Here is a 24238-nt window from a genome sequence, read left to right on the forward strand (position 1 = left end):
CGGGCTCAGTCGTCCGCCAGCATCCGCGCCAGCACCGCGCGCTGCACGGGCAGCACCTCGCCGTGCAGCGCGCGCCCCTTCGCGGTGAGGGAGACCCGCACGCCCCGCCGGTCCTCGGGGCACATGCAGCGCTCGACGAGGCCTTCCTTCTCCAGCCGGGCGATCAGCCGCGACAGCGCGCTCTGGCTCAGGTGGACCCGCTCGGAGATCTCCTGCACGCGGTAGGCCGGGGTGCCCTTCGGGGTCCGGCACGCGGCGAGGACGTCGAGCACCTCGAAGTCGCTGGCGCACAGGCCGTGGTCGTGCAGGACCCGGTCGAGTTCGCACTGCGTGCGCGCGTGCAGCGCCAGAATGTCCCGCCACTGTTCCACGAGCGCCTGCTCGGCCTGGGTCGCCGCCATGAGGACGCACCGTAACAGAGAACCGAGATTGTTGCACCCGAATTAAATGCGCTTGCATCTCATGCATGCGCATGTAGTGTCTCGGGCATGACCTCTCCGCTCACCACCCCGACGCCCGAAGGGCGTTGGACTCCCCGACTCTGGGGCACCCTCCTGGTGCTCTGCGCCGCGATGTTCCTGGACGCCCTCGACGTCTCCATGGTCGGCGTCGCACTGCCGTCCATCGGTGCCGACCTCGGCCTGTCCACCTCCGCGCTGCAGTGGATCGTCAGCGGCTACATCCTGGGCTACGGCGGCCTGCTGCTCCTCGGCGGACGCACCGCCGACCTGCTGGGCCGGCGCCAGGTCTTCCTGGTGGCCCTCGGCGTCTTCGCGCTGGCCTCGCTGCTCGGCGGCCTCGTCGACTCGGGGCCGCTGCTCATCGCCAGCCGCTTCATCAAGGGCCTGAGCGCGGCCTTCACGGCCCCCGCCGGCCTGTCGATCATCACCACGACGTTCCCCGAGGGCCCACTGCGCAACCGCGCCCTCGCCATCTACACCACCTGCGGCGCCACCGGCTACTCGATGGGCCTGGTCTTCTCCGGCCTGCTGACGGAGGCCAGTTGGCGGCTCACCATGCTGCTGCCCGCCCCGATCGCCCTGATCGCCCTGATCGCGGGCCTGAAGCTGCTGCCGCGCAGCGAGCGCGAGCGCGCCGAGGGCGGTTACGACATCCCCGGCGCCGTGCTCGGCACCGCCTCGATGCTGCTGCTCGTCTTCACCGTCGTCGAGGCGCCCGAGGTGGGCTGGGGCTCGGCCCGGACGATCCTGTCCTTCGCGGCCGTGGCCGTCCTGCTGGCGGCCTTCGTGACCGTGGAACGGCGCAGCCCGAGCCCGCTGATCCGGCTCGGCGTGCTGCGCTCGGGTCCGCAAGTGCGGGCTCAGCTGGGCGCGTTGACGTTCGTCGGCAGTTACATCGGCTTCCAGTTCCTGGTCACGCTGTACATGCAGCAGTTGCTCGGCTGGTCCGCGCTGCACACGGCCCTGGCCTTCCTGCCGGCCGGCGCGCTGGTGGCGCTGTCCGCGACGAAGGTGGGTGCCGTCATCGACCGGTTCGGCACGGCCCGGCTGATCGTGCTCGGCTTCGCGCTGATGGTGGCCGGCTACGTGCTCTTCCTGCGCATCGACCTCGACCCGGTCTACGCGGCGGTGATCCTGCCGACGATGCTGCTGGTCGGCTCGGGCTTCGCACTGACCTTCCCGTCCCTGAACGTCCAGGCCACCAACGGCGTCGACGAGCACGAGCAGGGCATGGTCTCGGGGCTGCTCAACACCTCGGTGCAGGTGGGCGGGGCGATCTTCCTCGCGGTGGTGACGGCCGTGGTGACCGCGAACTCCCCCGAAGGCGGCACCCCCTCCCCGCAAGCCGTGCTCGACAGCTACCGGCCCGGCCTGGTGGTCGTGACGTTCATCGCCCTCGCCGGCCTGCTGATCACCCTCACCGGCCTGCGGTCCCGCCGGAACCGGCCGTCCGTCGTGGTCGCCGCGTCCACCCCGAAGGAGGCGGAGCGCGTCACCGTGGGCGACTAGGGAACGCCTCCCGCCGTGATCGAGACGCCCTGCGCTACCCGTGAGGGGAGCGCAGGGCACAGACGCGAAGACAATAAATCGAAAAAGTGTACGTTTCATACTTTTCCGGGCTCCGAATGAGTTCTACGCTCGTGTACGGATGACGGGCGGAGGACCGGCCGGTCGACCATCGCCGCCCGTGACGAGCGGAGGCGGAGATGAAAGCGTCGATGAGGCGGTCCGCGATCTTCGCAAGCGCGGCCGCTCTTGTGATTGCAGTCTGCGGTACGACGGGTACGGCCCGGGCCGAGCCGGGCGATGGTGAGCTCCAGTTCGGCTACGTCCTGCCGGAGACGGGACAGCTGGCCTACCTCGGCCCACCCCAGATCGAGTCGTTGAAGTTCGCGATCCAGCAGATCAACGACGCCGGCGGAGTCCTCGGCAAGTCCGTGCCGGCTGTCGTCTCCAGTGACGAGGCGGGCCAGGAGGCCGTTGCCGCACAGTCGGCGGACCGGGTCCTCGCGGCAGGCGTGGACGCGATCGTCGGCGCGGCGGCTTCCGGCATGTCGCTGGCGTTCATCGACCGGGTGACCGGAGCGGGCGTCGTGCAGTGCTCGGGGTCGAACACCGCACCCACGTTCACCGACTACGAGGACGACGGCTTCTACTTCCGTACCGTCCCGAGCGACGCGTTGCAGGGGCCCATCCTGGCGGACGTCGTCCGTGACGACGGCCACGACCGGGTGGCCCTGGTCGCACGGGCGGACGACTACGGTCGCGGCCTGATGGAGGCCACTCAGAAGACACTGGAGGAGCGCGGGGCGACGGTGACGCTCGCCGAGACCTACGACCCCAAGGCGACCAACTTCGACCAGGTCGTCCAGCAGATCGAGAACTCCAGGCCGGACGCCGCCGTGGTGATCGCCTTCGAGGAGGGCACCCAGATCCTGCAGGGCATGATCGAGTCCGGACTCGGGCCCGACCGGATCGGCGTCTACGGCGCCGACGGACTGCGCAGCGAGGAACTGCCCTCGCTGGTGGCGCCGGGCCAGCCGGAGAGGCTCTCCGGGATGAAGGGCACCGCGCCGGCCTCGGCGTCGAACGAGCAGTACGTGAAGGACCTCAAGGAATTCGCGCCGGACCTGAAGGAGCTGCAGTTCGCACCGCAGGTGTTCGACTGCGCGACGACGATCGCGCTCGCCGCCGAGAAGGCGGAGTCCGACGACCCGGGCGAGTACGTGAAGGAGATGAACGGGATCACCCGGGACGGCGAGAAGTGCAACTCGTTCGCCACCTGCAAGGAGCTGCTCGCCGACGGCAGGGACATCGACTACGACGGTGTGAGCGGTCCGCTCGACTTCACCGACCAGGGCGAACCGGGCCAGGCGTCGATCGAGGTGTACGGCTACGACGACGAGGGGAAGTTGCAGACCCTGCGGACCGAGACCAGCGAGGCCGAGGAGTGACCGGGAGGACGGACGGCGGGAGTCAACGGACGCGGGCGAGCGTGCCGAGGTAGAGCTCGATCACCTTCTCGTCGTGCAGCAGGGCCGTGCCCGTGCCGGTGTACGCGTTGCGGCCCTGGTCGAGGACGTAGCCGCGGTCGCAGAACTGCAGGCACCTGCGTGCGTTCTGCTCGACCATGAGCACGGCGACGCCCGCGCTGTTGATCATGCGGCAGCGGTCGAAGACATGGTCCTGGTGGAGCGGTGACAGACCGGCCGACGGCTCGTCGAGCAGCAGCAGCCGCGGCTCCATCATCAGGGCGCGGGCCATCGCGAGCATCTGGCGCTCGCCGCCGGACATCGCGCCGGCCTTCTGCCTGCGGCGGGCCGCCAGCACGGGGAAGAGTTCCTCGACCGCCGCGACCCGCCGCGCGTGGTCCTTGGGCCGCAGGTACACCCCCATCCGCAGGTTCTCCTCGACGGTCAGCGTGGGGAAGACGTTCTGCAGCTGCGGCACGTAGCCCACGCCCCGCCGGACCAGTTCGTGCGCGGGCCGGCCGGTGACGTCCTCGCCGCGCAGCCGCACGGTCCCGCCGCGCACCCGCAGCAGCCCGAAGACGGCCTTGACCAGCGTCGACTTGCCGGCACCGTTCGGGCCGATCACGCCGACCACCTCGCCCGGCCGCACCTCGACGCTGCAACCGCGCAGCACGTCGACACCGGGGACATAACCGGCGACGATGTCGTCGGCCGCCAGCACCGGCACCTGTTCCTCGGCGGACATCGCTAGCCCTCCTCACCGTTCTCGCGGTTCTCGCGGTTCTCCCCCTTCTCGCCTTTCTCGCGTTTCTCGCCGTTCTCTTCGGTCGCCCCCGGCTCGTCGTGCCGCTTGCCCAGGTAGGCGTCCACGACGGCGGGGTTCCGGCCGATCGTGTGCGGCGGGCCCTCGGCCACCAGGCTCCCGTCGGCCATGACGGCCACCCAGTCGCTGATGCCCATCACCACGTCCATGTCGTGCTCGACGAAGCACACCGTCAGCCCCTCGTCGCGCAGCCGCGTGATGTGTCCGAGCAGCGACTGGGTCAGCGCGGGGTTCACCCCGGCCATCGGCTCGTCGAGCAGGAGCATGACCGGCCGGGCCATCAGCGCACGGGCCAGTTCCAGCAGTTTGCGCTGCCCGCCGGAGAGCGTGCCGGCGTGGTCGTCGCGCAGGGGCCCGAGCCGGAACCGGTCGAGCAGTTCGTCGGCCCGGCGCTCCGTCTCCCGCTCCTGCCCGCGCCACAGCGGCCGCAGCAGCGCGGGCAGCACCCGCTCGCCGCGCTGCCCGGGCGCGGCGAGCAGCAGGTTCTCCAGCACGGTGAGCCGGGCGAGCGCCCGGGAGAGCTGGAACGTACGGACCAGTCCCCGTCGCGCCACCCGGTGCGCCGGGGAGCCGGTGAGCGGCTGTCCGTCGAACGACCAGCGTCCGCCGTCGGACCGGTCGAAGCCGCTCACCACGTTGAACAGGGTGGTCTTGCCTGCGCCGTTGGGCCCGATGAGCGCCGTGATGACCCCGCGCTGCACCTCCAGGTGCTCGACGCGGACGGCGACCAGGCCGCCGAAGGTGCGGGTCACCCGGTCCAGCACCAGCAGGGGGTCGGGCTTGCGCACCCCCGGCTCGGGATCGATCGCGGAGAGCCGGCCCGGTACGGGCACGACAGGGTCAGCGGCCACTGAGCAGCATCTCCTTCCGGCTGCCGAGGATGCCCTGCGGCCGGAACGCGACCAGCAGGATCAGGGCGACCCCGACCAGGGCGAAGCGCACCGCGCCGACCTCCGAGGTGCTGATGAGGTCCGGCGAGATGTACTCGGCGTCGATGGCCTGACGGAGCGCGCTGTCGAGGAAGCTGAGGACGAACCAGAACAGGATCGCCCCGACGACCGGCCCGAGGATCCGCCCGGCGCCTCCGAGGACGAGCAGCGTGTACAGGAAGAACGTGACGCCCGGGTCGTAGTTGTCCGGGTTCACGGACTGCACCTGGATCGCCTGCAGCATGCCCGCGACCGCCCCGATGACGCCGCCGAGCACGAGGCTCTGCATCTTGTAGGCGTAGACGTTCTTGCCGAGGCTGCGCGCGGCGATCTCGTCCTCACGGATCGACCGGATGACACGGCCCCACGGGCTGTGGATCAGCAGGGCCAGCAGAGATCCGACCACGACGACCAGCGCCCAGCCGACGACCATCACCCAGAGGTCGCGGGCGCCGAACCTCACGAGCCACACGCCGTAGGTGCCGGGGTCGATGGGGTTGAGCGCGTAGAAGTCGTTCGCGAACCGCTGCAGGCCGAACACCCCGCCGGTGACCGGCTCGGCCCAGCTGGAGCGGTAGAACAGGCGCAGTGTCTCCCCCGCCGCGATCGTGGTGATGGCCAGGTAGTCGGCGCGCAGCCGCAGGGTGGGCAGACCGAGGAGCAGGGCCAGCACGATCGCGCAGGCGATCCCGCCCAGGACGCCGAGCCACATCGGGCCGTCGTACGTCGACACCGTGATGGCGAGCCCGTAGCCGCCGACCAGCATGAAACCGACCTGGCCGAAGTTCAGCAGTCCCGTGTAGCCGAAGTGCAGGTTCAGCCCCATCGCGGCGAGCGCGTAGACGGCGGCGATGGGGCCGATTCCCGAGCGCAGGGCGTCGGAGACGATGGCCGAGAAGTCCATGGCGCACCCCTCACCCGACGCGTTCGGCCCGGCCGAGGATGCCCTGCGGCCGGACGAGGAGGACGAGGATGAGGACGAGCAGCGCCCAGGCGTACTGCAGGTCGACCGGGAACCACAGGGTGGACATCTGGGCGACGACGCCGATGACGAGGCTGCCGACCATCGCGCCGTAGGCGGAGCCGAGGCCGCCCAGGATGATCCCGGCGAACATGAGCAGCAGGAGCTTGAAGCCCATGTCCCAGGTGACGATCTCCACCAGGCCGAAGAAGACCCCGCCGAGCGCGGCCAGGGCGCCGGCGAGCATCCACACGAACAGCACCACCCGCTGCACGTCGATGCCCGAGGCCTCCGCGAGGTCACGGTTGGCGGCGACGGCCCGCACGGCCGTGCCGATCCGGGTCTTCTGCAGGAGCGCGGCGATACCGAGCAGCACCAGCACGGACAGCAGGGTGACGGTGAGGTCCCGCGGGGTGATGCCGGCCGGGCCGAGGCCGATCGTGCTCTGGATGTCGTACTGGGCGTAGGAGGCGGGCCGGGTGCCGTAGAGCACGAGGACGACGTGGCGCAGCAGCAGCGAGAGGCCGATGGTGACGATGAACATGTTGATCAGCCCGGTGCCCCGGGCCCGCAGCGGGCGCCAGAGGCCGCGTTCGACCGCGCCGCCCAGCAGGGCGCCGAAGACCACCGCGGCGAGGGCGGCGGGGATCAGGTGCCAACCCGGACCGGCCGCGGAGACGTTGAGGAAGAACGCGAAGGTGGCGCCGATCGTGACGAACTCTCCGTGCGCGAAGTTGATCAGGTGGATGGTGCCGAAGATCAGCGAGAGCCCGACGGCGGTGATCGCGATGATCACGCCGAACTGGATTCCGTCGATCAGCGCCTGCAGAGCGCGCGCGGCGAGCGTGGGGCCGCGCGGAACTTCCTCGCCCTGGGCCCGCGTGGAGATCGCGGGCAGCATCACGAGGACCAGAGCGAGGGCCGGCACGAGCATCCGCTGATAGCGCACGGTGGTTCCGGTACGTCACGAACGTCCCTTATGGGGTCAGTGTAGGCGCGGGTCGGAACGGTGACAGGGGTAGGTGACCGGTTCAGGCTCGTGCGGATCGGAGGATGCGGGATGGGTGACGGCCGGGATCTCGCGAGCGCGTACAACGACGACAGCGTGCTCTTCCGGGTGCTGCGCCACCTCGGCTGGGACAGCCTGGCCGACATCGGCTACTACACGCTGCCCACCCTGCCGCTCGTGGCGCTGACCGGGCCGGTGCCCTTCCAGCGCCGACTGGCGCGCCGGTCGCTGGCGTTGCTGGACGCCCGGCCCGGACAACTCGTCCTGGACGCGGGATGCGGGCGCGGTGCCACCACGGCGCGGCTGGGCGCCGCGGGCTGCCGGGCGCTGGGGGTGGACGTCCAGCCCGCGCAGATCGACCAGGCGCGCCGCCGCTTCGGCGACCGTGCGCGTTTCGCCGTCGCCGACGCCACGGCGCTGCCGCGGGAGGCGGCCGGGATCCCGCTGGCGGACGGTTCCTTCGACCGCGTGCACTGCCTCGAGGCCGCCTTCCACTTCGGCCACGAGGGCCGTCGGTCGTTCCTGGACGAGAGCTTCCGGCTGCTCCGCCCCGGAGGCCGGCTCGTCCTCGTGGACGTCACCTCCCGTACAAACCGGCCGATCGGATCCCTCGACCCGAGCGGCCTCGTACGCGCGACCTGGCGCTTCGACGACCTCGAACCGTGCGAGCGGTACCCGCGGACGGCGTCCGCCGCCGGTTTCACCACGCGCCGGATCCTCGACTGGACCACCCCCGTGCTCCACAGGGCGGCCCTCCTCTGCGCCCTGTTCACCGGCACCGCGTCCACCCGGGCCGGCCGGCGGGCCCTGTGCGCGCGGTGGCCCGGCCTGCGCACGCTCGACGCACAGGACTGGGACGACGTCGTCGCCGTCGTCCGGGCCCACCGGGCCATCGGGCGCGTCACCCGCTACACGGCCTACGTCCTCGACAAGCCCGCCGACGGCGGCACCGGCGCCGCCCGCTGACCGCCGGGCCGCCGGGCCGCCGGGTGCTTGCCCACCGGGCGGCCTGCTGTTTGACTCACCGTATGACTCACCACGGGGGACGGCGCACGCAGGCCGAACGCGATGCGATCACCGTCGAGATCGGATACGCGCTGTGCAGTGCGGCCTTCGCCGCGGCGGTCGCCTTCGGGGCCGTGGCCGGGCCCGCGCTGCTCTTCGACCTGCCGGACACGGCGGAGGGCCTGCTGCTGCGCGCCGGGCTGGTCATCGCGCCCGTCCTCTTCGCCGCCCGGGTCGTCAGCGTGCTGGTCCGGTTCCGGTCGGCGGCTCAGCCCAGCCAGCCCGGCCGTACCAGCCCCGACTCATAGGCGAGCACGACCAGTTGGGCCCGGTCGCGGGCGCCGAGCTTCACCATCGTGCGGCTCACGTGGGTTTTCGCCGTGAGCGGGCTGACGACCAGTCGGCGGGCGATCTCCTCGTTGGACAGGCCGATGCCGACCAGGGCCATCACCTCCCGCTCGCGCTCGGTGAGCCGGGACAGCGCGTCGGCCGCCGCCGGTTCCTTGGAGCGGGCCGCGAACTCGGCGATCAGCCGGCGCGTCACCCCGGGCGACAGCAGCGCGTCGCCCGCGACCACCGCCCGTACGGCGCGCAGGAGTTCGTCCGGCTCGGTGTCCTTGACCAGGAAGCCGGAGGCGCCCGCGCGGATCGCCTCGAAGACGTACTCGTCGAGCTCGAAGGTGGTGAGCATGACCACCTTCACGTCCTTCAGGGCCGGGTCCTCGGTGATCCGCCGGGTCGCGGCCAGGCCGTCGAGCGCGGGCATGCGGATGTCCATCAGGACGACGTCCGGCCGCAGTTCACGGACCCGGCGCACGGCCTCCTCCCCGTCGGCGGCCTCCGCGGCCACCTCGATGTCCGGCTGCGCGTCGAGCAGCGCCCGGAACCCCGCCCGGACCAGTGACTGGTCGTCGGCGAGCAGTACGCGGGTCACCGGTCCTCCTCAAGAAGTTCTCTGATGCGGCTCATGCGTCGGCGGAAGGCGTCAGCGGCAGGACGGCGAGCACCCGGAAGCCGCCGTCCGGGCGGGGCCCCGCCTCGATCGTGCCACCCAGCGCGGCGGCCCGTTCGCGCATCCCGGCCAGTCCGTTGCCGCTGCCGCCGGCATCCGTTCCGGTCGCGGGCCCGTCGTCGTCGACGCGCAGCCGCAGGGCGCCCGTGTCGTGGGCGAGGTGCACGCGCGCGTGCCGCGACCCGGAGTGCCGCACGACGTTGGTCAGGGCCTCCTGGACGATCCGGAAGGCGGCGAGGTCCGTGCCGGGCGCGAGGCGCGGCGGCTCCCCCTCGACGTCGACGGTCAGACCGGCGCTCGCCGCCTGCTCCACCAGCTCCGGCAGCCGGTCGAGCCCGGGTGCGGGGGCGCGCGGGGCGGCACCGGGCGCGCGCAGTGTGTCGAGGACCTGGCGGACCTCGCCGAGCGCCTCCTTGCTCTGGTCCTTGATGGTGGTGAGCGCAGTACGGGCCTGCTCGGGGTCGGTGTCCAGCAGCGCGAGGCCCACACCCGCCTGCACGTTGATGACGGAGATGCTGTGCGCCAGGACGTCGTGCAGCTCCCGCGCGATCCGCAGCCGCTCCTCGTCGGCCCGCCGCCGCGCGGCCTCGGCCCGCTCGGCCCGCTCACGAGCCCACTGCTCGCGCCGGACCCGGAACAGCTCCGACACCGCCGCGATCGCCACCACCCAGGTCGCGACGACGATCTCCTCGCCCCAGGGGGCGGCGGAGTCCCCCGAGGGCGGCAGCCACGCGTACAGCCAGTGCCCCACCAGCACGTGCCCGGCCCAGAGCGTGCCCATCGCGCACCACGCCGCCCACCGGTGTCCGGCGACGATCGCGCTGAAGCAGGCCAGGGCGACGGTGAGCAGCACCGGCCCGTACGGATACCCGGCCCCGAGGTAGACCATGACGACACCCGCGGTACCGAACACCACGGCCACCGGATACCGCTTCCGCCACAGCAGCAGCGCCCCGGCCACGAGCAGCAGCACGCGCGCGAACGGGTCCAGGTCCGCCCGCTCCCCCTGCTGGCTGTGCGCGGCGAAGTTGGAGCCGCCCAGAACGAACACCGTGACGACGGCGGTGGACCGCCAGGGCCACCGGGGCGGGCGCTCCCCCTCGCCCCACCGGTCCCACCACGGCGGCCCGTGCCGCCACCACTGCGGCGGCCCGCCCCGCACCCGCTGCTCGTCCATACCGGCCACGCTAGACGCCGCCCTGCCGCGAGGGCGTCACCCCTGCGTGGCGATCGGGCGTACTCCGCGGGAAGTACGCCGGCCGCCCCGGACGGCCTCGCCCTCCGTGTTCCGCAGGCGGCACGAGCCGGCGCCGCATGACTTTCCGTGATCCACTGGTCACGGGCCCGCCGCCGCGGCGACGTACGTGCCCCAGCTCATCCGGTTCCGCCGGCGGCACGACTCGTTCGCCATCTCGGGCGACGGAAACGCGACGCTGCGGATTTCCTGCGACGTCGAATCGTCGAACGCCGCGGTGGTGCCGTGGATTTCCTTCTCGGTGATCGCGGAGGTGCCTCCGGACCATCCCCCGTGGACCGGTCGGCTCGACTGGTTCATGGCCCTCGCCGAGGTCCCTCGGGCGACCGCTGCCGGTGTTCTGCGAGCGGCCTACCAGCGGCCCCTCCATCCGGCCGACCTCACCGAACTGTGGCCGGACGGCCCCGTGATCGGGGGCGCCGCCGGCTGAGTCGACGTCAGGGCCCGGGGGTCTCCGCGGCGGGCCCCCGCTGCGGGTACACCAGCCCCACCCCCTGCGCGAGTTGCCCCACCGCGTGCCGGAAGAACGTCTCCCGGTCCTCCACCACCCGGTTGAACTGCCCGAACAGCTCGAAGCCGACCAGTCCGTACAGCTGGGCCCAGGCCGCGACGAGGGCCGTCACCGTCTCGGGCGGGAGGTCCGGCGCCAGGTCGGCGGCCATCCGCTCGGCCTCGGGACGCAGTGCGGCGGGCAGCGGGGGCCGGGCCAGGCCGAGGCCGCGGTAGGCGTCGCGCAGGATGCCGATGAGGAGGTTGCCGACCCGGGCGGCCGCCGGGACGGTGGTGTCGGGCGCGGTGTACCCGGGGACGGGCGAGCCGTAGATGAGGGCGTACTCGTGCGGACGGGCCAGCGCCCAGCCGCGCACGGCCTCGCAGACGGCGATCCAGCGCTGGAGAGGGCCGGAGTCGGCGGCCGCGCCGTGGGCCGCCTCGGCGCTCTCGCCGAGGGAGTCGTAGGCGTCGATGATGAGCGCGGTCAGCAGGTCGTCACGGCTGGGGAAGTAGCGGTACAGCGCGGAGGAGACCATGCCGAGCTCGCGGGCCACGGCGCGCAGGGAGAGCTTGGCGGCGCCCTCGCCGGCGAGCTGTCTGCGGGCCTCGTCCTTGATGGCCGCGGTGACTTCGATCCTGGCCCGGGCACGGGCGCCGTGTGCGGTGCTCATGCGGGGCAGTGTGCCATGGACGCAGAGCGGTGCACACAAAAGAGAGCACTGAACTGAAGCGAGAGCAGCAGACAAAAACGAGAGCACTGCTCTTGCTTTGGAGCGGCAGTCTCCTGCAGACTGGCATCAGCCAAGCGAGAGCAGTGCTCACAAAAGAGAACACCGCTCCGCCGACCCTCAGGGGGACCCCATGTCCACACACGTCCAGAAGCCCGGCTGGCTCACCGTCAACGTCTTCAACCGCTTCGTGACCTGGCTGACCCGCCGCGGCATCAGCGTCTGGGGCTCCCGCGTCCTCGCCGTCCGCGGCCGCAAGAGCGGCCAGTGGCGCACCACGCCGGTCAACGTGCTCACCCTCGACGGCCGGCAGTACCTGGTCGCACCCCGCGGCCACGTCCAGTGGACGCACAACATGCGCGCCGCGGGCGGCGGCGAACTGCACCTCGGCAAGCGCGTGGACACCTTCACCGCGACCGAGGTGGCCGACGACGACAAGGCCCCGATCCTGCGCGCCTACCTCAAGCGCTGGAAGGCGGAGGTCGGGGTCTTCTTCAACGGCGTCGGCCCGGACTCCCCGGACGCCGAACTGCGCCGCGTCGCCCCCGACCACCCGGTCTTCGAGATCACTCCGACGGGCTGACCTCGTCGACGGTCACCGGACGGCGGTCCATGGCGGTCAGCGCCCTCTGGGCCATCGGATGCGTACGGACGATCTCGCCCAGCGACGTCGAGCCCTGGGTGATCTCCTTGAACGCCTTCCAGGCCGGGCGGAAGCCCGTCAGCGCCGCGTGGAACAGGCCGGGGCGGCGCTCGAACACGGTCAGCAGCCGCTTGCCGACGCTCATCTCCACGCCCAGCCCGGCCTTGACCGCGAACGCGTAGTTCAGGGCCTGCCGGCGCGTGTCCACGGCGTCGTGCGCCTCGGCGATCCGCACCGCCCACTCCCCCGCCAGCCGGCCGGAGCGCAGTGCGAAGGAGATGCCCTCGCGGGTCCACGGCTCCAGCAGCCCCGCCGCGTCGCCGCACACCAGCACCCGCCCGCGCGAGAGCGGCGAGTCGTCGGCACGGCAGCGGGTGAGGTGCCCGGAGGAGATGCTCGGTTCGAAGCCGGCCAGGCCCAGCCGCCCGATGAACTCCTCCAAGTACCGCTTGGTCGCGGCGCCTTCGCCGCGCGCCGAGATCACCCCGACCGTCAGGGTGTCGCCCTTGGGGAAGACCCAGCCGTAACTGCCGGGCATCGGGCCCCAGTCGATGAGCACCCGGCCCTTCCAGTCCTCGGCGACCGTGTCCGGCACCGGGATCTCCGCCTCCAGGCCCAGATCCACCTGGTCCACCTTGACCCCGACGTGCGCCCCTATGCGGCTGGCGCTGCCGTCCGCCCCGACCACGGCCCGCGCGAGCAGGACCTCGCCGCCCTGCAGGACGACCGCGACCGTGCGCCGGTCGGGCACCGCCGAGCCGTGCTGCTCGACGCGCTGGACCGTGACGCCCGTACGCAGCTCGGCGCCCGCCTTCTGCGCGTGCTCGACGAGCTGCTGGTCGAACTCGGGCCGGTTGATCAGCCCGAACAGCATCTGCCGGGACCGGCGCGTCCGCGTGAAGCGGCCGTTGTTCGAGAACGTCACCGCGTGCACCCGGTCCCGCAGGGGCAGCTCGAAGCCGGGCGGCAGCGAGTCGCGCGAGGGTCCGATGATGCCGCCGCCGCACGTCTTGTACCGCGGCAGCTCCGCCTTCTCCAGCAACAGCACGCGTCTCCCGGCGACCGCCGCCGCGTACGCGGCCGAAGCTCCCGCCGGTCCCGCGCCCACCACGACGACGTCCCACACCTGCCGCACGTCGTCCGCCGAAGAGTTCTCGCTGCTCACGATGGTCTGCCGCTCCGATCAAGCCGCCTGCCGCTGCTACCTCCCGCATCCTACGGCCGACCCGGTCACCGGCCGCTGTGGGAGGATCTACGGCACTCACCGCTACAACGTCGCACCCACAAGGAGCGTGCCCATGTCGCCCAATCCGGTCGCCGAGACCGTCGCCTCGCTGATGCCCAGGGCGAAGCAGGAGCTCACCGAACTGGTGGCCTTCCGGTCGGTGGCCGACTTCGAGCAGTTCCCGAGGAGCGAGAGCGAGAGCGCGGCCCGCTGGGTCGCCGACGCGCTGGCCGCCGAGGGCTTCCAGGACGTGGCGCTGCTCGACACCCCCGACGGGACGCAGTCGGTCTACGGCCACCTGCCCGGCCCGGCGGGCGCGAAGACCGTGCTGCTCTACGCCCACTACGACGTGCAGCCCCCGCTGGACGAGGCCGGCTGGACGACCCCGCCGTTCGAGCTGACCGAGCGGGACGGGCGCTGGTACGGGCGCGGGACCGCCGACTGCAAGGGCGGTCTGATCATGCACCTGCTGGCGCTGCGCGCGCTGAAGGCGAACGGCGGCGTGCCGGTCCACGTGAAGGTGATCGCCGAGGGCTCGGAGGAGATGGGCACGGGCGGCCTGGAGCGGTACGCCGAGGAGCACCCGCACCTGCTGGAGGCGGACACGATCGTCATCGGCGACGCGGGCAACTTCCGGGTCGGCCTGCCGACCGTCACCTCGACCCTGCGGGGCATGACGATGCTGCGGGTGAGCGTCGACACGCTCGCGGGCAATCTGCACTCGGGCCAGTTCGGCGGTGCCGCGCCCGACGCGCTGGCGGCCCTCATCCGCGTCCTGGACTCGCTGCGGGGCGAGGACGGCTCGACGACCGTCGACGGGCTCGCCTCCGACGCCGTCTGGGACGGGCTGCAGTACGACGAGGAGCAGTTCCGGCAGGACGCCAAGGTGCTGGACGGCGTGGAGCTGATCGGGTCGGGGACGGTCGCCGACCGCATCTGGGCGCGCCCGGCCGTGACCGTGCTCGGCATCGACTGCCCGCCCGTCGTCGGCGCCACCCCGTCGGTGCAGGCGCGCGCCCGTGCGCTGGTCAGCCTGCGGGTGCCGCCGGGCGTGGACGCGGCCGAGGCCACCAAGCTGCTCCAGGCCCACCTTCAGGCGCACACGCCGTGGGGCGCGCGGGTGAGCACCGAGCAGATAGGCCAGGGCCAGGCCTTCCGCGCCGACACCTCCAGCCCGGCGTACCAGGCCATGGCGGAGGCGATGGCGGTGGCGTATCCGGGGCAGGAGATGCAGTACGCCGGTCAGGGCGGCTCCATCCCGCTGTGCAACACCCTCGCCGCCCTGTACCCGCGGGCGGAGATCCTGCTCATCGGGCTGAGCGAGCCGGAGGCACAGATCCACGCGGTGAACGAGAGCGTGTCGCCCGAGGAGCTGGAGCGGCTGTCGGTGGCGGAGGCGCTGTTCCTGCGGAACTACGCCGCGAGCTGACCGCTCTGCCCTCGGCAGAAGGCCCTCGTCTCCGGACGGGGGCCTTCTCTACGGTCGTGCCATGGACGTCGTCGCGCTCCTCCCCCGCCTCCATCTGCTCCGGTTCCCGGTCGGCCAGGCCTATCTCTGGCGCGACGGCGACGAGTGGACGCTGATCGACGCCGGCCCGGCGGGCTCCGGGGCCGCGATCGCCGAGGCGGTGACCGCGCTGGGCTCGGATCCCCGGGCCGTGCGGCGGATCGTGCTCACGCACTTCCACGAGGACCACGCGGGCGGGGCGCAGGAGTTCGCCGCGCTGAGCGGAGCCGAGGTGCTGGCGCACCGGCTGGACGCGCCGTTCGTGCGGGGTGAACTCCCGGGCCCCGAGCCGGTGTTCGAGGACTGGGAGCGGCCGCTGCACGAGCGGGCGGCGAAGCTGCTGCCCGCGGGTGGCTTCGCCCGGCCCGCCGAGGTCACGGAGCTGGCCGGCGGCGAGGTGCTGGACTTCGGCGGCGGAGCGCACGTGGTGCACGTGCCCGGGCACACGCACGGCAGCATCGCGCTCCATCTCCCGCGGCACGGCGTGCTGTTCACGGGTGACACGGTCGCGGCGTCACCCGTGGACGGCTCGGTGATCCCCGGCGTGTTCAACCTCGACCGCGCCCGGGTCCTCGCCGCCTGCGGACGACTGGCGGAACTGGGCCCGGAGACGGCCTGCTTCGGCCACGGGGATCCCGTGACGGCACAGGCGTCCCGCGCGCTGGCGAACGCGGCCCGGGGGTAGCCCTCGCTACCCGAGCGCCGGGTCGAGGACGATGTCCTCCTCGCGGGCCGCGAGTGTCGGCTCCTCGGGGAAGTGGCAGGCGGTCAGATGGCCCGAGGTGCTGCCCTCGACGCGAACGAGCGGGGGTTCCTCGGCGGCGCACTTGTCCTGGGCCTTCCAGCAGCGGGTGCGGAAGCGGCAGCCGGAGGGCGGGTCGATGGGCGAGGGCACGTCCCCGGCCAGCCGGATGCGCTCGCGCCGGTCGACGGCGTCCGGGTCGGCCTCGGGCACGGCGGACAGCAGCGCGTGCGTGTAGGGGTGCCGCGGCCGGGTGTAGAGGGACTCCCGGTCGGCGACCTCGACGATCTTGCCGAGGTACATCACGGCGACGCGTTCGGAGAAGTGCCGTACGACGGCGAGGTCGTGCGCGATGAAGAGGAAGGCGATGCCGAACTCCCGCTGGAGGTCCTGGAGCAGGTTGACGACCTGCGCCTGGATGGAGACGTCCAGCGCGGAGACGGGTTCGTCGGCGACGATCAGCTTCGGCCGCAGGGCGAGGGCGCGGGCGATGCCGATGCGCTGGCGCTGGCCGCCGGAGAACTCGTTCGGGTAGCGGTTGTAGTGCTCGGGGTTGAGGCCGACCGTCTCCAGCAGTTCCTGGGCGCGCTTCTTGTGGCCCTGGGGCGGGTTGATGCCGTTGAGCCGCATCGGCGTCTCGATGATGGTGCCGACGGTGTGCCGGGGGTTCAGTGAGGAGTACGGGTCCTGGAAGATCATCTGCAGGCTCCGGCGGGCCTCCTGCATCCGCCCCGGCGGCTGGTGCGTGATGTCCTGGCCGTCGAACACCACGGACCCGCCGGTGGGTTCGAGCAGCCGGGTGATCAGGCGGCCCGTGGTGGACTTGCCGCAGCCCGACTCGCCGACCAGGCCCAGTGACTCGCCGGGCCCGACCGAGAAGTCGATGCCGTCGACCGCGCGGACGGCGCCGATCTGCCGCTGGAAGAGGATGCCCTGCCGGATGGGGAAGTGCTTCTGCAGACCGCGTACGTCGAGGAGGTTCTCGCCAGCCGGGCGGTCGGTGCCGGTCCCGGTGAGGGGCTGGGTGGTGCTCACGGCATGTTCCCTTTCGTCCGCCGCCGTCACTGCGCGGCCCGGTCGGTTCCGGCGCCGTGCTCCTCCGGGCCCGTCCCGCCGCGGATCTCCTGCTTGGCCTCGTCGGTGAGGTGGCAGGCGGCGAGGTGCCGTTCGCTGCCGGAGACGAGGCGCAGCTCGGGCCGCTCCAGCGTGCAGCGCCCGTCCGGCTCCCAGCCCTTGTAGGCGCAGCGCGGGTGGAAGGCGCAGCCGTCGGGCAGGTTGATCAGGCTGGGCGGTGTGCCGGGGATCGGGTTGAGCCGCTCGCCGACGTCGCCGGTGAGGTGCGGCATGGACTGCAAAAGGCCCCAGGTATAGGGGTGCTGGGGCTGCTTGAGGACGTCCCGGGTGGTGCCGTACTCGATGCGGCGGCCGCCGTACATCACCAGGATGTCGTCGGCGACGTCGGCGACCACGCCGAGGTCGTGGGTGATGATGACGACGGCGGAGCCGAACTCCTCCTGGAGGTCCCGGATCAGGTCCAGGATCTGCGCCTGGACGGTGACGTCCAGGGCGGTGGTGGGCTCGTCGGCGATGAGCAGCTCGGGGTCGCACACCAGTGACATGGCGATCATGGCGCGCTGGCGCATGCCGCCGGAGAACTGGTGCGGGTAGTCCCTGACCCGGCGTTCGGGCTGCGGGATGCCGACCCGCTTCAGCATCTCCACCGCGCGGTCCCTGGCCTCCTTCTTGGAGACCTTGTGGTGCACGCGGTAGGCCTCGGCGATCTGGGAGCCGACGGTGAAGAAGGGGTGCAGCGCGGAGAGCGGGTCCTGGAAGATCATGGAGACCGTGCGGCCGCGCAGTTCGCGCATCTCGGCCTCGGGCAGGCCGACGAGTTCCCTGCCCTCCAGCCGGATCTCGCCGCCGACCCGGGCGCTGGTGCCCTTGTGCAGTCCGAGCAGGGCCAGTGAGGTCACCGACTTGCCGGAGCCGGACTCGCCGACGATGCCGAGGGTCCGGCCCTTCTCCAGGGTGAAGGAGACGCCGTCGACGGACTTGACGAGGCCGTCCTCGGTCGGGAAGTGCACCCTGAGGTCGCGCACGTCGAGGAAGGGGGCGGGCGCGGGCGCGAGGTCCGCGGGCTGCGGTGAGGTCTGAACGGACACGGGTGTTCCTAAGGACGAAAGGGGGCTCAGGCGAGGCGCACGCGCGGGTCGACGAGGCCGTACACCAGGTCGACGACGACGTTGGCGAGGACGACGAACGTCGCGGCGAACAGCGTGGTGCCGAGGATGACCGGCAGGTCGGAGTTCTGGACGGAGTCGACGGCGAGCTTGCCGATGCCGTTGATGCCGAACACCGACTCGGTGATGACGGCGGAGCCGCCGATCAGGGAGCCGACGTCCATGCCGAAGATGGTGATGATCGGGGTGATGGCGGCCCGCAGGCCGTGCTTGAGGACGACCTTGGAGGCGGGCAGGCCCTTGGCGCGGGCGGTACGCATGTAGTCCTCGGCGAAGACCTCCAGCATGGAGGAGCGGGTGAGCCGGGTGTACATGGCGAGGTAGACGATGACGAGGGTGGTCCACGGCAGGATCAGCCCCTGGAACCAGCCGGCGGGGTCCTCGGTGATGGAGGTGTAGCCGGAGGTCGGCAGGATCTGGAACTTGTCGACGAACAGGTACAGCAGGAGCAGACCGATGAAGTAGATCTGCACCGACACGCCGAACAGGGCGAGTCCGACCGCCGCCTTGTCGGCGGCCCTGCCCCTGCGCACCGCGGCGACGGTGCCGAGGCCGACGCCCAGGATCAGGAAGGCCACCGCCGCGCCGAGACCGAGGGAGAGGTCCGCCGGGAAGTCCGACAGCAGGGTGGTCAGGACGGGGGTGTCCGTCTGGAAGGAGACACCGAGGCAGGGCGCGCCGCAGTGGATGCGTACGCTCTGGTCGCCGTAGTCGCGGCCGACGAACAGCCCCTTGAAGAACTCCCAGTACTGCGTCAGGTAGCTCTGGTCCAGGCCCAGCGAGTGCTTGATCTCCGCCAGGCGGGAGGGGGAGCAGGTCTTTCCGCAGGCCAGGAGGGCGGGGTCGGACGGCAGCGCGAAGAAGATGAAGAAGGTGATCGTGGTGATCACCAGCATGATCAGGGCCGCTGCCAGCAGGCGTCTGATGAGGTAACGAAACATGGGGTGCCGGGACCTGACGTGAGTGGGATGCCCGCCGGCGGCCGGGGCCGCCGGCGGGGGTGGAGAGGGTGGCGTCCGTCAGTGCTTGACGTAGACGTGGACCAGGCTCGGCTCGGCCAGGATCGTGTCGGGGATGACACCGCCGACCTTGGAGCCGGACATGTCGCTGAAGTTCATGTACATCAACGGGACCACGGCGGCGTCCTTGAGGATCTGCTCGTCCATCTGCCCGTAGGCGGCGTTGCGCTGCTTGACGTCGGTCATCTTGGAGGCCTTGTCGATCAGCGCGTTGACCTTGGGGTCGTTCAGGTAGGACAGGTCCTGGTTGGCCTGCGGGTTCTTCTTGATCAGCCGGCCGTCGAAGAGGGTGGGCAGCACCGTGGAGGCGTTCGGCCAGTCGGCGATCCAGTCGCCCCAGGTCAGGTCGTACTGGTTCTTGGTGTTGTTGACGGTGCTGAAGTAGTTGGCCGCGTCGATCGGGGAGATGTTGACGTGGATGCCGATGCGCTCCAGCGCGGTCTTCACGGCGTCGGCGAAGTGCTCCTGGGTGGGGGTGTTCTCCACGGCGATCGACATGGTCGGCTTGGGGTTGCCCGCCTGCTTCATCAGCGCCTTGGCCTTGGCGAGGTTGCCCGAGGGGTTGGCGCTGTACAGGTTGAACTTCTTGTAGCCGCCGATGCCGGGGCTCAGCATGGTGGTGGCGTAGTCGCCGTAGGCGGAGCCGCCGAAGGCGCCGCGGACCGTCGTCTTGTCGACGGCGTACTCGATCGCCTGGCGCACCCGGAGGTCCTTGACGCGGGTGGTGTTGATCGCCAGGTAGTTGATGCCCGGGGCCGGGATCTTGTAGTAACGACTCTTCAGGGACGGGTCGTTGGCGAGCTGCGCCAGGTCGGATCCGGCGATGGGCCACTGCTGGATCGACGTCTGCGCGGTGCCGGCGTCGGCCTTGATCTGCTGGTCGATGGCCGCCTCGTCCTGGCCGAACTTCACGTCCATCTCGTCGACGTTCTGCTGCCGGATCGGGTCGGTCGACTGGGACCAGTACTTGTTCCGGGTGAGGACGAGTTCCTTGTTCTTGGCGTACGACTTGATCATGTACGGGCCGTCGGACCAGACCTTGGTGTCGTACGTCGAGCCGGTGTCATGGGCCTTGGGCACGGCCGCCCAGCCGGTCATCGCGGTGGTCTCGTTGAAGTCGGCCACCGGCTGGTTCAGGTGGAAGACGACCGTGTACTTGTCCGGCGTCTGGATGGAGGCGAGCTCCTTGCCCTGGTAGGGGCCCTTGTAGTCGGCGCCGCCGACGAGCCACTGGGCCGCGTAGGGCGGGCCGCCGTTGATGTCGGAGGAGAAGAACCGCTCGACGCCGTACTTGACGTCGGGTGCGGTGACCTCGGTGCCGTCCTGGTACTTGATCCCGTGCCGCAGGTGGAAGGTCCAGACCGTGGCGCCCTTGCTCGGCGTTCCGGTGTCGGTGGCGAGGTCGCCGACCAGCTTGGGCTGCGAGCCCGTCTCGTCCCAGCCCGTGAGGGTCCGGACGATCTCCTCGTCCATGCTCGATCCCTCGGTCGTGTAGACGCGCTGGGGGTCGAGGTGGTCGAAGTCCGCCTTGTCCAGGACGGTCAGGGTGCCGCCCTTGCCGGGCGCGCCGCTGCCGCTGCTGCCGGAGGACCCTCCGCATGCGGTGGCCCCCAGGGCGATCATCACGGCGGAGGCCGTGAGAGCGACCGTGCGCGATCTGCGCGTGTTGCGCGTCATTGAGGAAACTCCGTTCTTGCTACGGGCTCGACGGCCGTTCGTGGGACCGCCGGGCCGATACTCGGGGGGTGGCTTGTCAGCCGCGCCGGGCGCGGGGGTCCAGGGCGTCCCGGACGCCGTCCCCGAGGAGATTGAGCGCCAGGACCAGGACGAGGAGCAGGACGCCGGGCACGAAGAGGTACATCGGGTCCTGCAGGAAGAACTGGGAGGCGTCCGACAGCAGGGCTCCCCAGTCGGGGTTGGGCGGGATGACGCCGACACCCAGGTACGACAGCGCCGCCTCGGTGGTGATGTTCTGCGGGACGGCGAGCGCGAAGGAGATCAGGATCGGGGCCCAGAGGTTGGGCAGCAGCTGCCGGAAGAGGATGTGCCGCCGGCCGGCGCTCATCAGCCGCGCGGCGTCGACGAACTCCCGCTCGCGCAGGGACAGCACCTGTCCGCGCACCAGCCGGGCAGTGTAGGCCCAGGCGAACACGGCGATGTTGAGGACCAGGACGAGCAGGCGGAGGTTCTCGTCGGTGCCGCCGTGGCTGTTGGTCTGCAGCGCGTTCTGGATCACCGGGGTGAGGGCGATGATGAACAGCAGCTGCGGGAACGCCAGCATCACGTCCATGATCCGGGACAGCAGGGAGTCGACCCAGCCGCCGAAGTACCCGGCCGCGAGGCCCGCCACGACCCCGACGACGGTGGACAGCACGGCCGAGGCGAATCCCACGTAGAGGGAGGTGCGCAGGCCGTAGACGATGCGGGCGAACAGGTCGTAGCCGGTGCCCGGTTCGACGCCGAGCAGGTGCTGGGCGCTGATGCCGCCCAGCGACCCGTAGGGGAAGTTGCCCGTGTCCGGGTTGATCGCCTTGTTGTCGGGGGTGATCGGTCCCCAGCCGGTCACCGCGGTGAGCACCGGCGCGAGCAGGGCGACTGCGATGAACAGGAGGGTGGCCACCAGGGCGGCCAGGGTGACCTTGTCCCGCCTGATCCGCCGCCAGGCCATCCGGGCCGGCGAGCGGCCGGCGACGACCGTGCCGCCGGGTCTGGGGTCCTGCGTCGACGGCTCGGTCAGCAGCGCGGTGCCGCCGCCGGTGTCGACCGGCTGGTGTTGCGTGGTCATCGTCGGAACATCCCGGATCTGCCCCTGGGGCAAGGAAAATTGGGTGGCGGTCGTAACTTCCGCCGTGAGACTCTGCGGACTTTCGCAACGCCGTGCGAGTCCGGTCAAGCCGAGCAGGGGCCAGAAAAGGGATTGTTTGCGGTCATGGAAAAGTGTTGACGCAAGCGGGGAATGTGATTACCCGCCGCGTGAAGGAGTGCGGGAGATTCCTTGGGGATCGATTGGCCGTGGCTCCGGTGGCGTTTCCTTTTGCTTTTCCCTCGGAATCCCCCGGGCCGGGTAAAGGGGCAGGGCCGGGGGCTCGCCGTCAGCCGAGCGGAATCCCAGCTTCCAGGTAGAACGCGGCTCCGCGTTCCCGCGCCCGCAGCGCCCAGCGCAGTCGCTCGAAGCGCACGGGCGGCAGCAGTCCGGCGGCCTCCTCCTCGGTGACGAACCGCCAGTCGCGCAGCTCGGGGCCGGGCAGCAGCAGCCGTTCGGCCTCCGCGGAGGTGAGGAGACCGCCGTCGAAGAGGAGCCGCAGTCCGCCGAAGCCGGGGGGCGCGGGGCGCTCCCAGTCGACGACGAGCAGGCCGGGCACCTTCTCGAGGCGGATGCCCGTCTCCTCGGCGACCTCCCGCATCCCGGCGCGCGCGGGCGCCTCTCCGGGCTCGACGACCCCGCCGGGGAACTCCCAGCCGGGCTTGTAGGTGGGGTCGACCAGCAGCACCCGGTCCCGTTCGTCGAAGAGGAGCACCCCGGCGGCGAGCGTCTCGGCGGTGGGCTCGGGCGTCTGCACGATGTCGCAGACGGGCACGGCGCCGCTGTTGACGGCCTCGGCGATCCGGGCGGCGGTCTGGTGCGGCGTGAGGTCGCTGGTGTCCACGGGGTGGGCGTCGGCGGTGAGCCAGGAGGCGAGGGCGGCCCGGTACGGCTCGATGTGGTCGAAGGACCACCGGCGTATTCGCGTCTCGCCGTCGGGGAGGTCCGGCGGAACCTCGCGGCCCGCTATGCGCTCCCGCAGTATCGTTTCGGCCGGAGCGAGCAGGATGTGGCTGACCGGAATCCTGCGGGCGGCCAGTCCGCCGAAGATCTCGTCGCGGTACTCCTGGCGCAGCAGGGTCATGGGGACCACCAGGGTCCCGCCGAGCTCCGCGAGCATCGCCGCCGCCGTGTCGATCACGAGGCGTCGCCAGATCGGCAGGTCCTGGAAGTCGCCGACCTCGGCGAGGTGTTTGGGCGGCAGCAGGTGGGCTAGCGCGCCGCCGATGACCTCCGGGTCGAAGAGCGTGCTGTTCGGGATCAGTTCGATCAGCTCCCGTGCGGTGGTGGTCTTCCCCGCACCGAACGCGCCGTTGATCCAGACGACGGTCACAGGTCCCCCTCTTCTGTTGGCCCCCTGAGGCTTGCCCGCTTCACCCTGCCACGAAAACCAGCCGCAGTTGAGGGCGCATGACGACGGCGCCGGCGCCCCCTCGCACGGGGAGCGCCGGCGCCGTGGGCCGGGGCCGGGCGGCTCGTCAGCCCTTCTCCTTCTCCTTCTCCTGGCTGCCGTCCTCCCGGTCCAGGGACAGGCTGTCCTTGGCGACGGTCTCGTCGAGCGTCTTGAGCGTGTCGTCCACGCTGATGGTGCCGAGGCTCTCCCCCAGCGCGTGGGACGGGGTGACCGCCGCGACGACGAATCCGGTGGCGAGGGAGGCGATGGCGAGCATGCTGCGCTTCTTCATGCCCGGCACAACGGTCCGAGGCCCTGTGGGGTCACGCGGCGGCGTACGACCGGGCGAGGGATTGCCTCAGGCCGGGTCGCCGTCCGGCGCGGTGCCCCAGACGCCGGGACCGCCGCCCCGCCACTCGATCAGTCCCGACGCCGACACGTACGCCTCGTCCGCGTCCTCGATTCCCGCCCGCCGCAGGAATTCGGCGACGTCCAGCAGCCCGTAGGCGATGCCGAGGAACTGGTCGTCCACACGGACCCGCCTGCCGCCGTCCGCGGCAGGCGGGTAGACCACGACGGGTTTCACGGACGCCATGGCATCAGGGTCCGCGAAGTCGGGGCCGGGCGCTCGTCGGGGTGGGCCGTTCAGCCGGCTTTCTTCGTCTGCCGGAATTCGTGGACGTCGGCCGTGAGGGTGCCGTCGTGCTGTTCGTAGTGGGACAGCGCGAGGCCGAGGCCGAAGAAGGTGGGTGCCCATTCACCGACGAAGATGCCCCAGCGGTCGGCACGGGCGAGGCCGGTGCCGGGTTCCATCTTCAAGGAGCCCATCCAGGTGACGACGCTGAAACCGATGGACGCCATGGCGGCCATGTAGGCGTGCTCGCTGCGGACGCCCATCTCGTGCATCTTCTTGATGATCATCAGCGGCTCCGTTCCGAGGGGAGTGGTTCAGGGGACGGAGTGCCCCCGGAACGTGTCGCTATTCACCCTTTTCACACCTTATGTCCAGAAAGAGGATC

The 24238-nt window shown here is 71.2% G+C and carries 26 protein-coding genes; 8 read left to right on the top strand and 18 right to left on the bottom strand.

What is annotated here, in order from left to right; all coding sequences use genetic code 11:
* Nucleotides 1–5 precede the first annotated feature (5 nt).
* Nucleotides 6–401 carry a MarR family winged helix-turn-helix transcriptional regulator gene (locus ABZ948_RS11560; protein ID WP_359758710.1) on the bottom strand — a complete coding sequence of 132 codons (396 nt, stop codon included), beginning with the start codon at nt 399–401 and terminating at the stop codon, nt 6–8.
* Nucleotides 402–488: 87 nt separating this feature from the next.
* Here ABZ948_RS11560 and ABZ948_RS11565 point away from each other — a divergent pair, with 87 nt between their 5' ends.
* Both ABZ948_RS11565 and ABZ948_RS11570 read left to right on the top strand, forming a co-directional pair.
* Nucleotides 489–1970 (top strand): MFS transporter, encoded by a 1482-nt coding sequence (locus ABZ948_RS11565; protein ID WP_359758711.1) that lies wholly within the window; start codon nt 489–491, stop codon nt 1968–1970.
* 197 nt (nt 1971–2167) lie between these two features.
* A complete protein-coding gene (locus ABZ948_RS11570; protein ID WP_359758712.1) occupies nt 2168–3415 on the top strand; it encodes an ABC transporter substrate-binding protein in 1248 nt (415 codons plus the stop codon).
* A gap of 22 nt (nt 3416–3437) precedes the next feature.
* Here ABZ948_RS11570 and ABZ948_RS11575 read toward each other — a convergent pair whose 3' ends face one another.
* Genes ABZ948_RS11575 through ABZ948_RS11590 form a run of 4 tightly spaced genes read right to left on the bottom strand, consistent with a single transcriptional unit; the run spans nt 3438 to nt 7095 of the window.
* Nucleotides 3438–4178, bottom strand: coding sequence for an ABC transporter ATP-binding protein (locus ABZ948_RS11575; protein WP_359758713.1), 741 nt, complete (start codon nt 4176–4178; stop codon nt 3438–3440).
* A 2-nt stretch (nt 4179–4180) separates the two neighbouring features.
* A complete protein-coding gene (locus ABZ948_RS11580; protein WP_359758714.1) occupies nt 4181–5107 on the bottom strand; it encodes an ABC transporter ATP-binding protein in 927 nt (308 codons plus the stop codon).
* Nucleotides 5097–6089: a branched-chain amino acid ABC transporter permease gene (locus tag ABZ948_RS11585; protein WP_359758715.1), complete on the bottom strand. Its 993-nt coding sequence runs from the start codon at nt 6087–6089 to the stop codon at nt 5097–5099. The genes ABZ948_RS11580 and ABZ948_RS11585 overlap by 11 nt, the downstream gene beginning before the upstream one ends.
* A gap of 10 nt (nt 6090–6099) precedes the next feature.
* Nucleotides 6100–7095 carry a branched-chain amino acid ABC transporter permease gene (locus tag ABZ948_RS11590; RefSeq protein WP_359758716.1) on the bottom strand — a complete coding sequence of 332 codons (996 nt, stop codon included), beginning with the start codon at nt 7093–7095 and terminating at the stop codon, nt 6100–6102.
* 111 nt (nt 7096–7206) lie between these two features.
* Between ABZ948_RS11590 and ABZ948_RS11595 the strand changes: the two genes are divergently transcribed.
* Both ABZ948_RS11595 and ABZ948_RS11600 read left to right on the top strand, forming a co-directional pair.
* A complete protein-coding gene (locus ABZ948_RS11595; protein WP_359758717.1) occupies nt 7207–8121 on the top strand; it encodes an SAM-dependent methyltransferase in 915 nt (304 codons plus the stop codon).
* Nucleotides 8122–8183: 62 nt separating this feature from the next.
* A complete protein-coding gene (locus ABZ948_RS11600) occupies nt 8184–8468 on the top strand; it encodes a DUF6332 family protein (protein ID WP_359758718.1) in 285 nt (94 codons plus the stop codon).
* Here ABZ948_RS11600 and ABZ948_RS11605 read toward each other — a convergent pair.
* Both ABZ948_RS11605 and ABZ948_RS11610 read right to left on the bottom strand, forming a co-directional pair.
* Nucleotides 8429–9094 (bottom strand): response regulator, encoded by a 666-nt coding sequence (locus tag ABZ948_RS11605; protein ID WP_359758719.1) that lies wholly within the window; start codon nt 9092–9094, stop codon nt 8429–8431. The two genes, ABZ948_RS11600 and ABZ948_RS11605, sit on opposite strands and share 40 nt — an antisense overlap.
* 31 nt (nt 9095–9125) lie before the next feature.
* Nucleotides 9126–10349 carry a sensor histidine kinase gene (locus ABZ948_RS11610; protein ID WP_359758720.1) on the bottom strand — a complete coding sequence of 408 codons (1224 nt, stop codon included), beginning with the start codon at nt 10347–10349 and terminating at the stop codon, nt 9126–9128.
* 187 nt (nt 10350–10536) lie between these two features.
* Here ABZ948_RS11610 and ABZ948_RS11615 point away from each other — a divergent pair, with 187 nt between their 5' ends.
* Nucleotides 10537–10857 carry a hypothetical protein gene (locus ABZ948_RS11615; protein ID WP_359758721.1) on the top strand — a complete coding sequence of 107 codons (321 nt, stop codon included), beginning with the start codon at nt 10537–10539 and terminating at the stop codon, nt 10855–10857.
* 7 nt (nt 10858–10864) lie between these two features.
* Here ABZ948_RS11615 and ABZ948_RS11620 read toward each other — a convergent pair whose 3' ends face one another.
* Nucleotides 10865–11590: a TetR/AcrR family transcriptional regulator gene (locus ABZ948_RS11620; RefSeq protein ID WP_359758722.1), complete on the bottom strand. Its 726-nt coding sequence runs from the start codon at nt 11588–11590 to the stop codon at nt 10865–10867.
* 190 nt (nt 11591–11780) lie between these two features.
* Between ABZ948_RS11620 and ABZ948_RS11625 the strand changes: the two genes are divergently transcribed.
* Nucleotides 11781–12230, top strand: a complete 450-nt coding sequence (locus ABZ948_RS11625; RefSeq protein WP_359758723.1) for a nitroreductase family deazaflavin-dependent oxidoreductase — start codon at nt 11781–11783, stop codon at nt 12228–12230.
* On the opposite strand, the gene ABZ948_RS11630 is transcribed toward ABZ948_RS11625, so the two are convergent.
* A complete protein-coding gene (locus tag ABZ948_RS11630) occupies nt 12214–13455 on the bottom strand; it encodes a geranylgeranyl reductase family protein (protein ID WP_359758724.1) in 1242 nt (413 codons plus the stop codon). The two genes, ABZ948_RS11625 and ABZ948_RS11630, sit on opposite strands and share 17 nt — an antisense overlap.
* 133 nt (nt 13456–13588) lie before the next feature.
* Between ABZ948_RS11630 and ABZ948_RS11635 the strand changes: the two genes are divergently transcribed.
* Both ABZ948_RS11635 and ABZ948_RS11640 read left to right on the top strand, forming a co-directional pair.
* Nucleotides 13589–14944 (top strand): dipeptidase, encoded by a 1356-nt coding sequence (locus ABZ948_RS11635; RefSeq protein ID WP_359758725.1) that lies wholly within the window; start codon nt 13589–13591, stop codon nt 14942–14944.
* Nucleotides 14945–15005: 61 nt separating this feature from the next.
* Nucleotides 15006–15707 (top strand): MBL fold metallo-hydrolase, encoded by a 702-nt coding sequence (locus ABZ948_RS11640; protein ID WP_359758726.1) that lies wholly within the window; start codon nt 15006–15008, stop codon nt 15705–15707.
* A 6-nt stretch (nt 15708–15713) separates the two neighbouring features.
* Here the strand turns inward: ABZ948_RS11640 and ABZ948_RS11645 are convergent, their stop codons facing one another.
* From ABZ948_RS11645 to ABZ948_RS11685, 9 genes are all read right to left on the bottom strand, one after another.
* Nucleotides 15714–16799 (bottom strand): ABC transporter ATP-binding protein, encoded by a 1086-nt coding sequence (locus ABZ948_RS11645; protein WP_359758727.1) that lies wholly within the window; start codon nt 16797–16799, stop codon nt 15714–15716.
* Between the two features lie 26 nt (nt 16800–16825).
* A complete protein-coding gene (locus ABZ948_RS11650) occupies nt 16826–17926 on the bottom strand; it encodes an ABC transporter ATP-binding protein (RefSeq protein WP_359758728.1) in 1101 nt (366 codons plus the stop codon).
* Between the two features lie 26 nt (nt 17927–17952).
* Complete coding sequence (locus tag ABZ948_RS11655) at nt 17953–18945, bottom strand: ABC transporter permease (RefSeq protein ID WP_359758729.1); 993 nt, start codon at nt 18943–18945, stop codon at nt 17953–17955.
* Nucleotides 18946–19023: 78 nt separating this feature from the next.
* The gene (locus ABZ948_RS11660; RefSeq protein ID WP_359758730.1) at nt 19024–20700 is read right to left on the bottom strand and encodes an ABC transporter substrate-binding protein; all 1677 of its coding nucleotides are present in this window, start codon (nt 20698–20700) and stop codon (nt 19024–19026) included.
* 76 nt (nt 20701–20776) lie between these two features.
* Nucleotides 20777–21808: an ABC transporter permease gene (locus tag ABZ948_RS11665; protein WP_359758731.1), complete on the bottom strand. Its 1032-nt coding sequence runs from the start codon at nt 21806–21808 to the stop codon at nt 20777–20779.
* Between the two features lie 307 nt (nt 21809–22115).
* Nucleotides 22116–23159: an NUDIX hydrolase gene (locus tag ABZ948_RS11670; RefSeq protein ID WP_359758732.1), complete on the bottom strand. Its 1044-nt coding sequence runs from the start codon at nt 23157–23159 to the stop codon at nt 22116–22118.
* A 145-nt stretch (nt 23160–23304) separates the two neighbouring features.
* Nucleotides 23305–23511 carry a hypothetical protein gene (locus tag ABZ948_RS11675; protein ID WP_359758733.1) on the bottom strand — a complete coding sequence of 69 codons (207 nt, stop codon included), beginning with the start codon at nt 23509–23511 and terminating at the stop codon, nt 23305–23307.
* 66 nt (nt 23512–23577) lie between these two features.
* Nucleotides 23578–23814: a hypothetical protein gene (locus ABZ948_RS11680; RefSeq protein ID WP_359758734.1), complete on the bottom strand. Its 237-nt coding sequence runs from the start codon at nt 23812–23814 to the stop codon at nt 23578–23580.
* Nucleotides 23815–23864: 50 nt separating this feature from the next.
* On the bottom strand, nt 23865–24140 hold the full coding sequence (locus ABZ948_RS11685; RefSeq protein WP_031120568.1) for a hypothetical protein: 276 nt from the start codon (nt 24138–24140) through the stop codon (nt 23865–23867).
* Nucleotides 24141–24238 lie beyond the last annotated feature (98 nt).

Origin of the sequence: Streptomyces olindensis (assembly GCF_040645895.1) — a bacterium.
Taxonomy (GTDB): domain Bacteria; phylum Actinomycetota; class Actinomycetes; order Streptomycetales; family Streptomycetaceae; genus Streptomyces; species Streptomyces olindensis.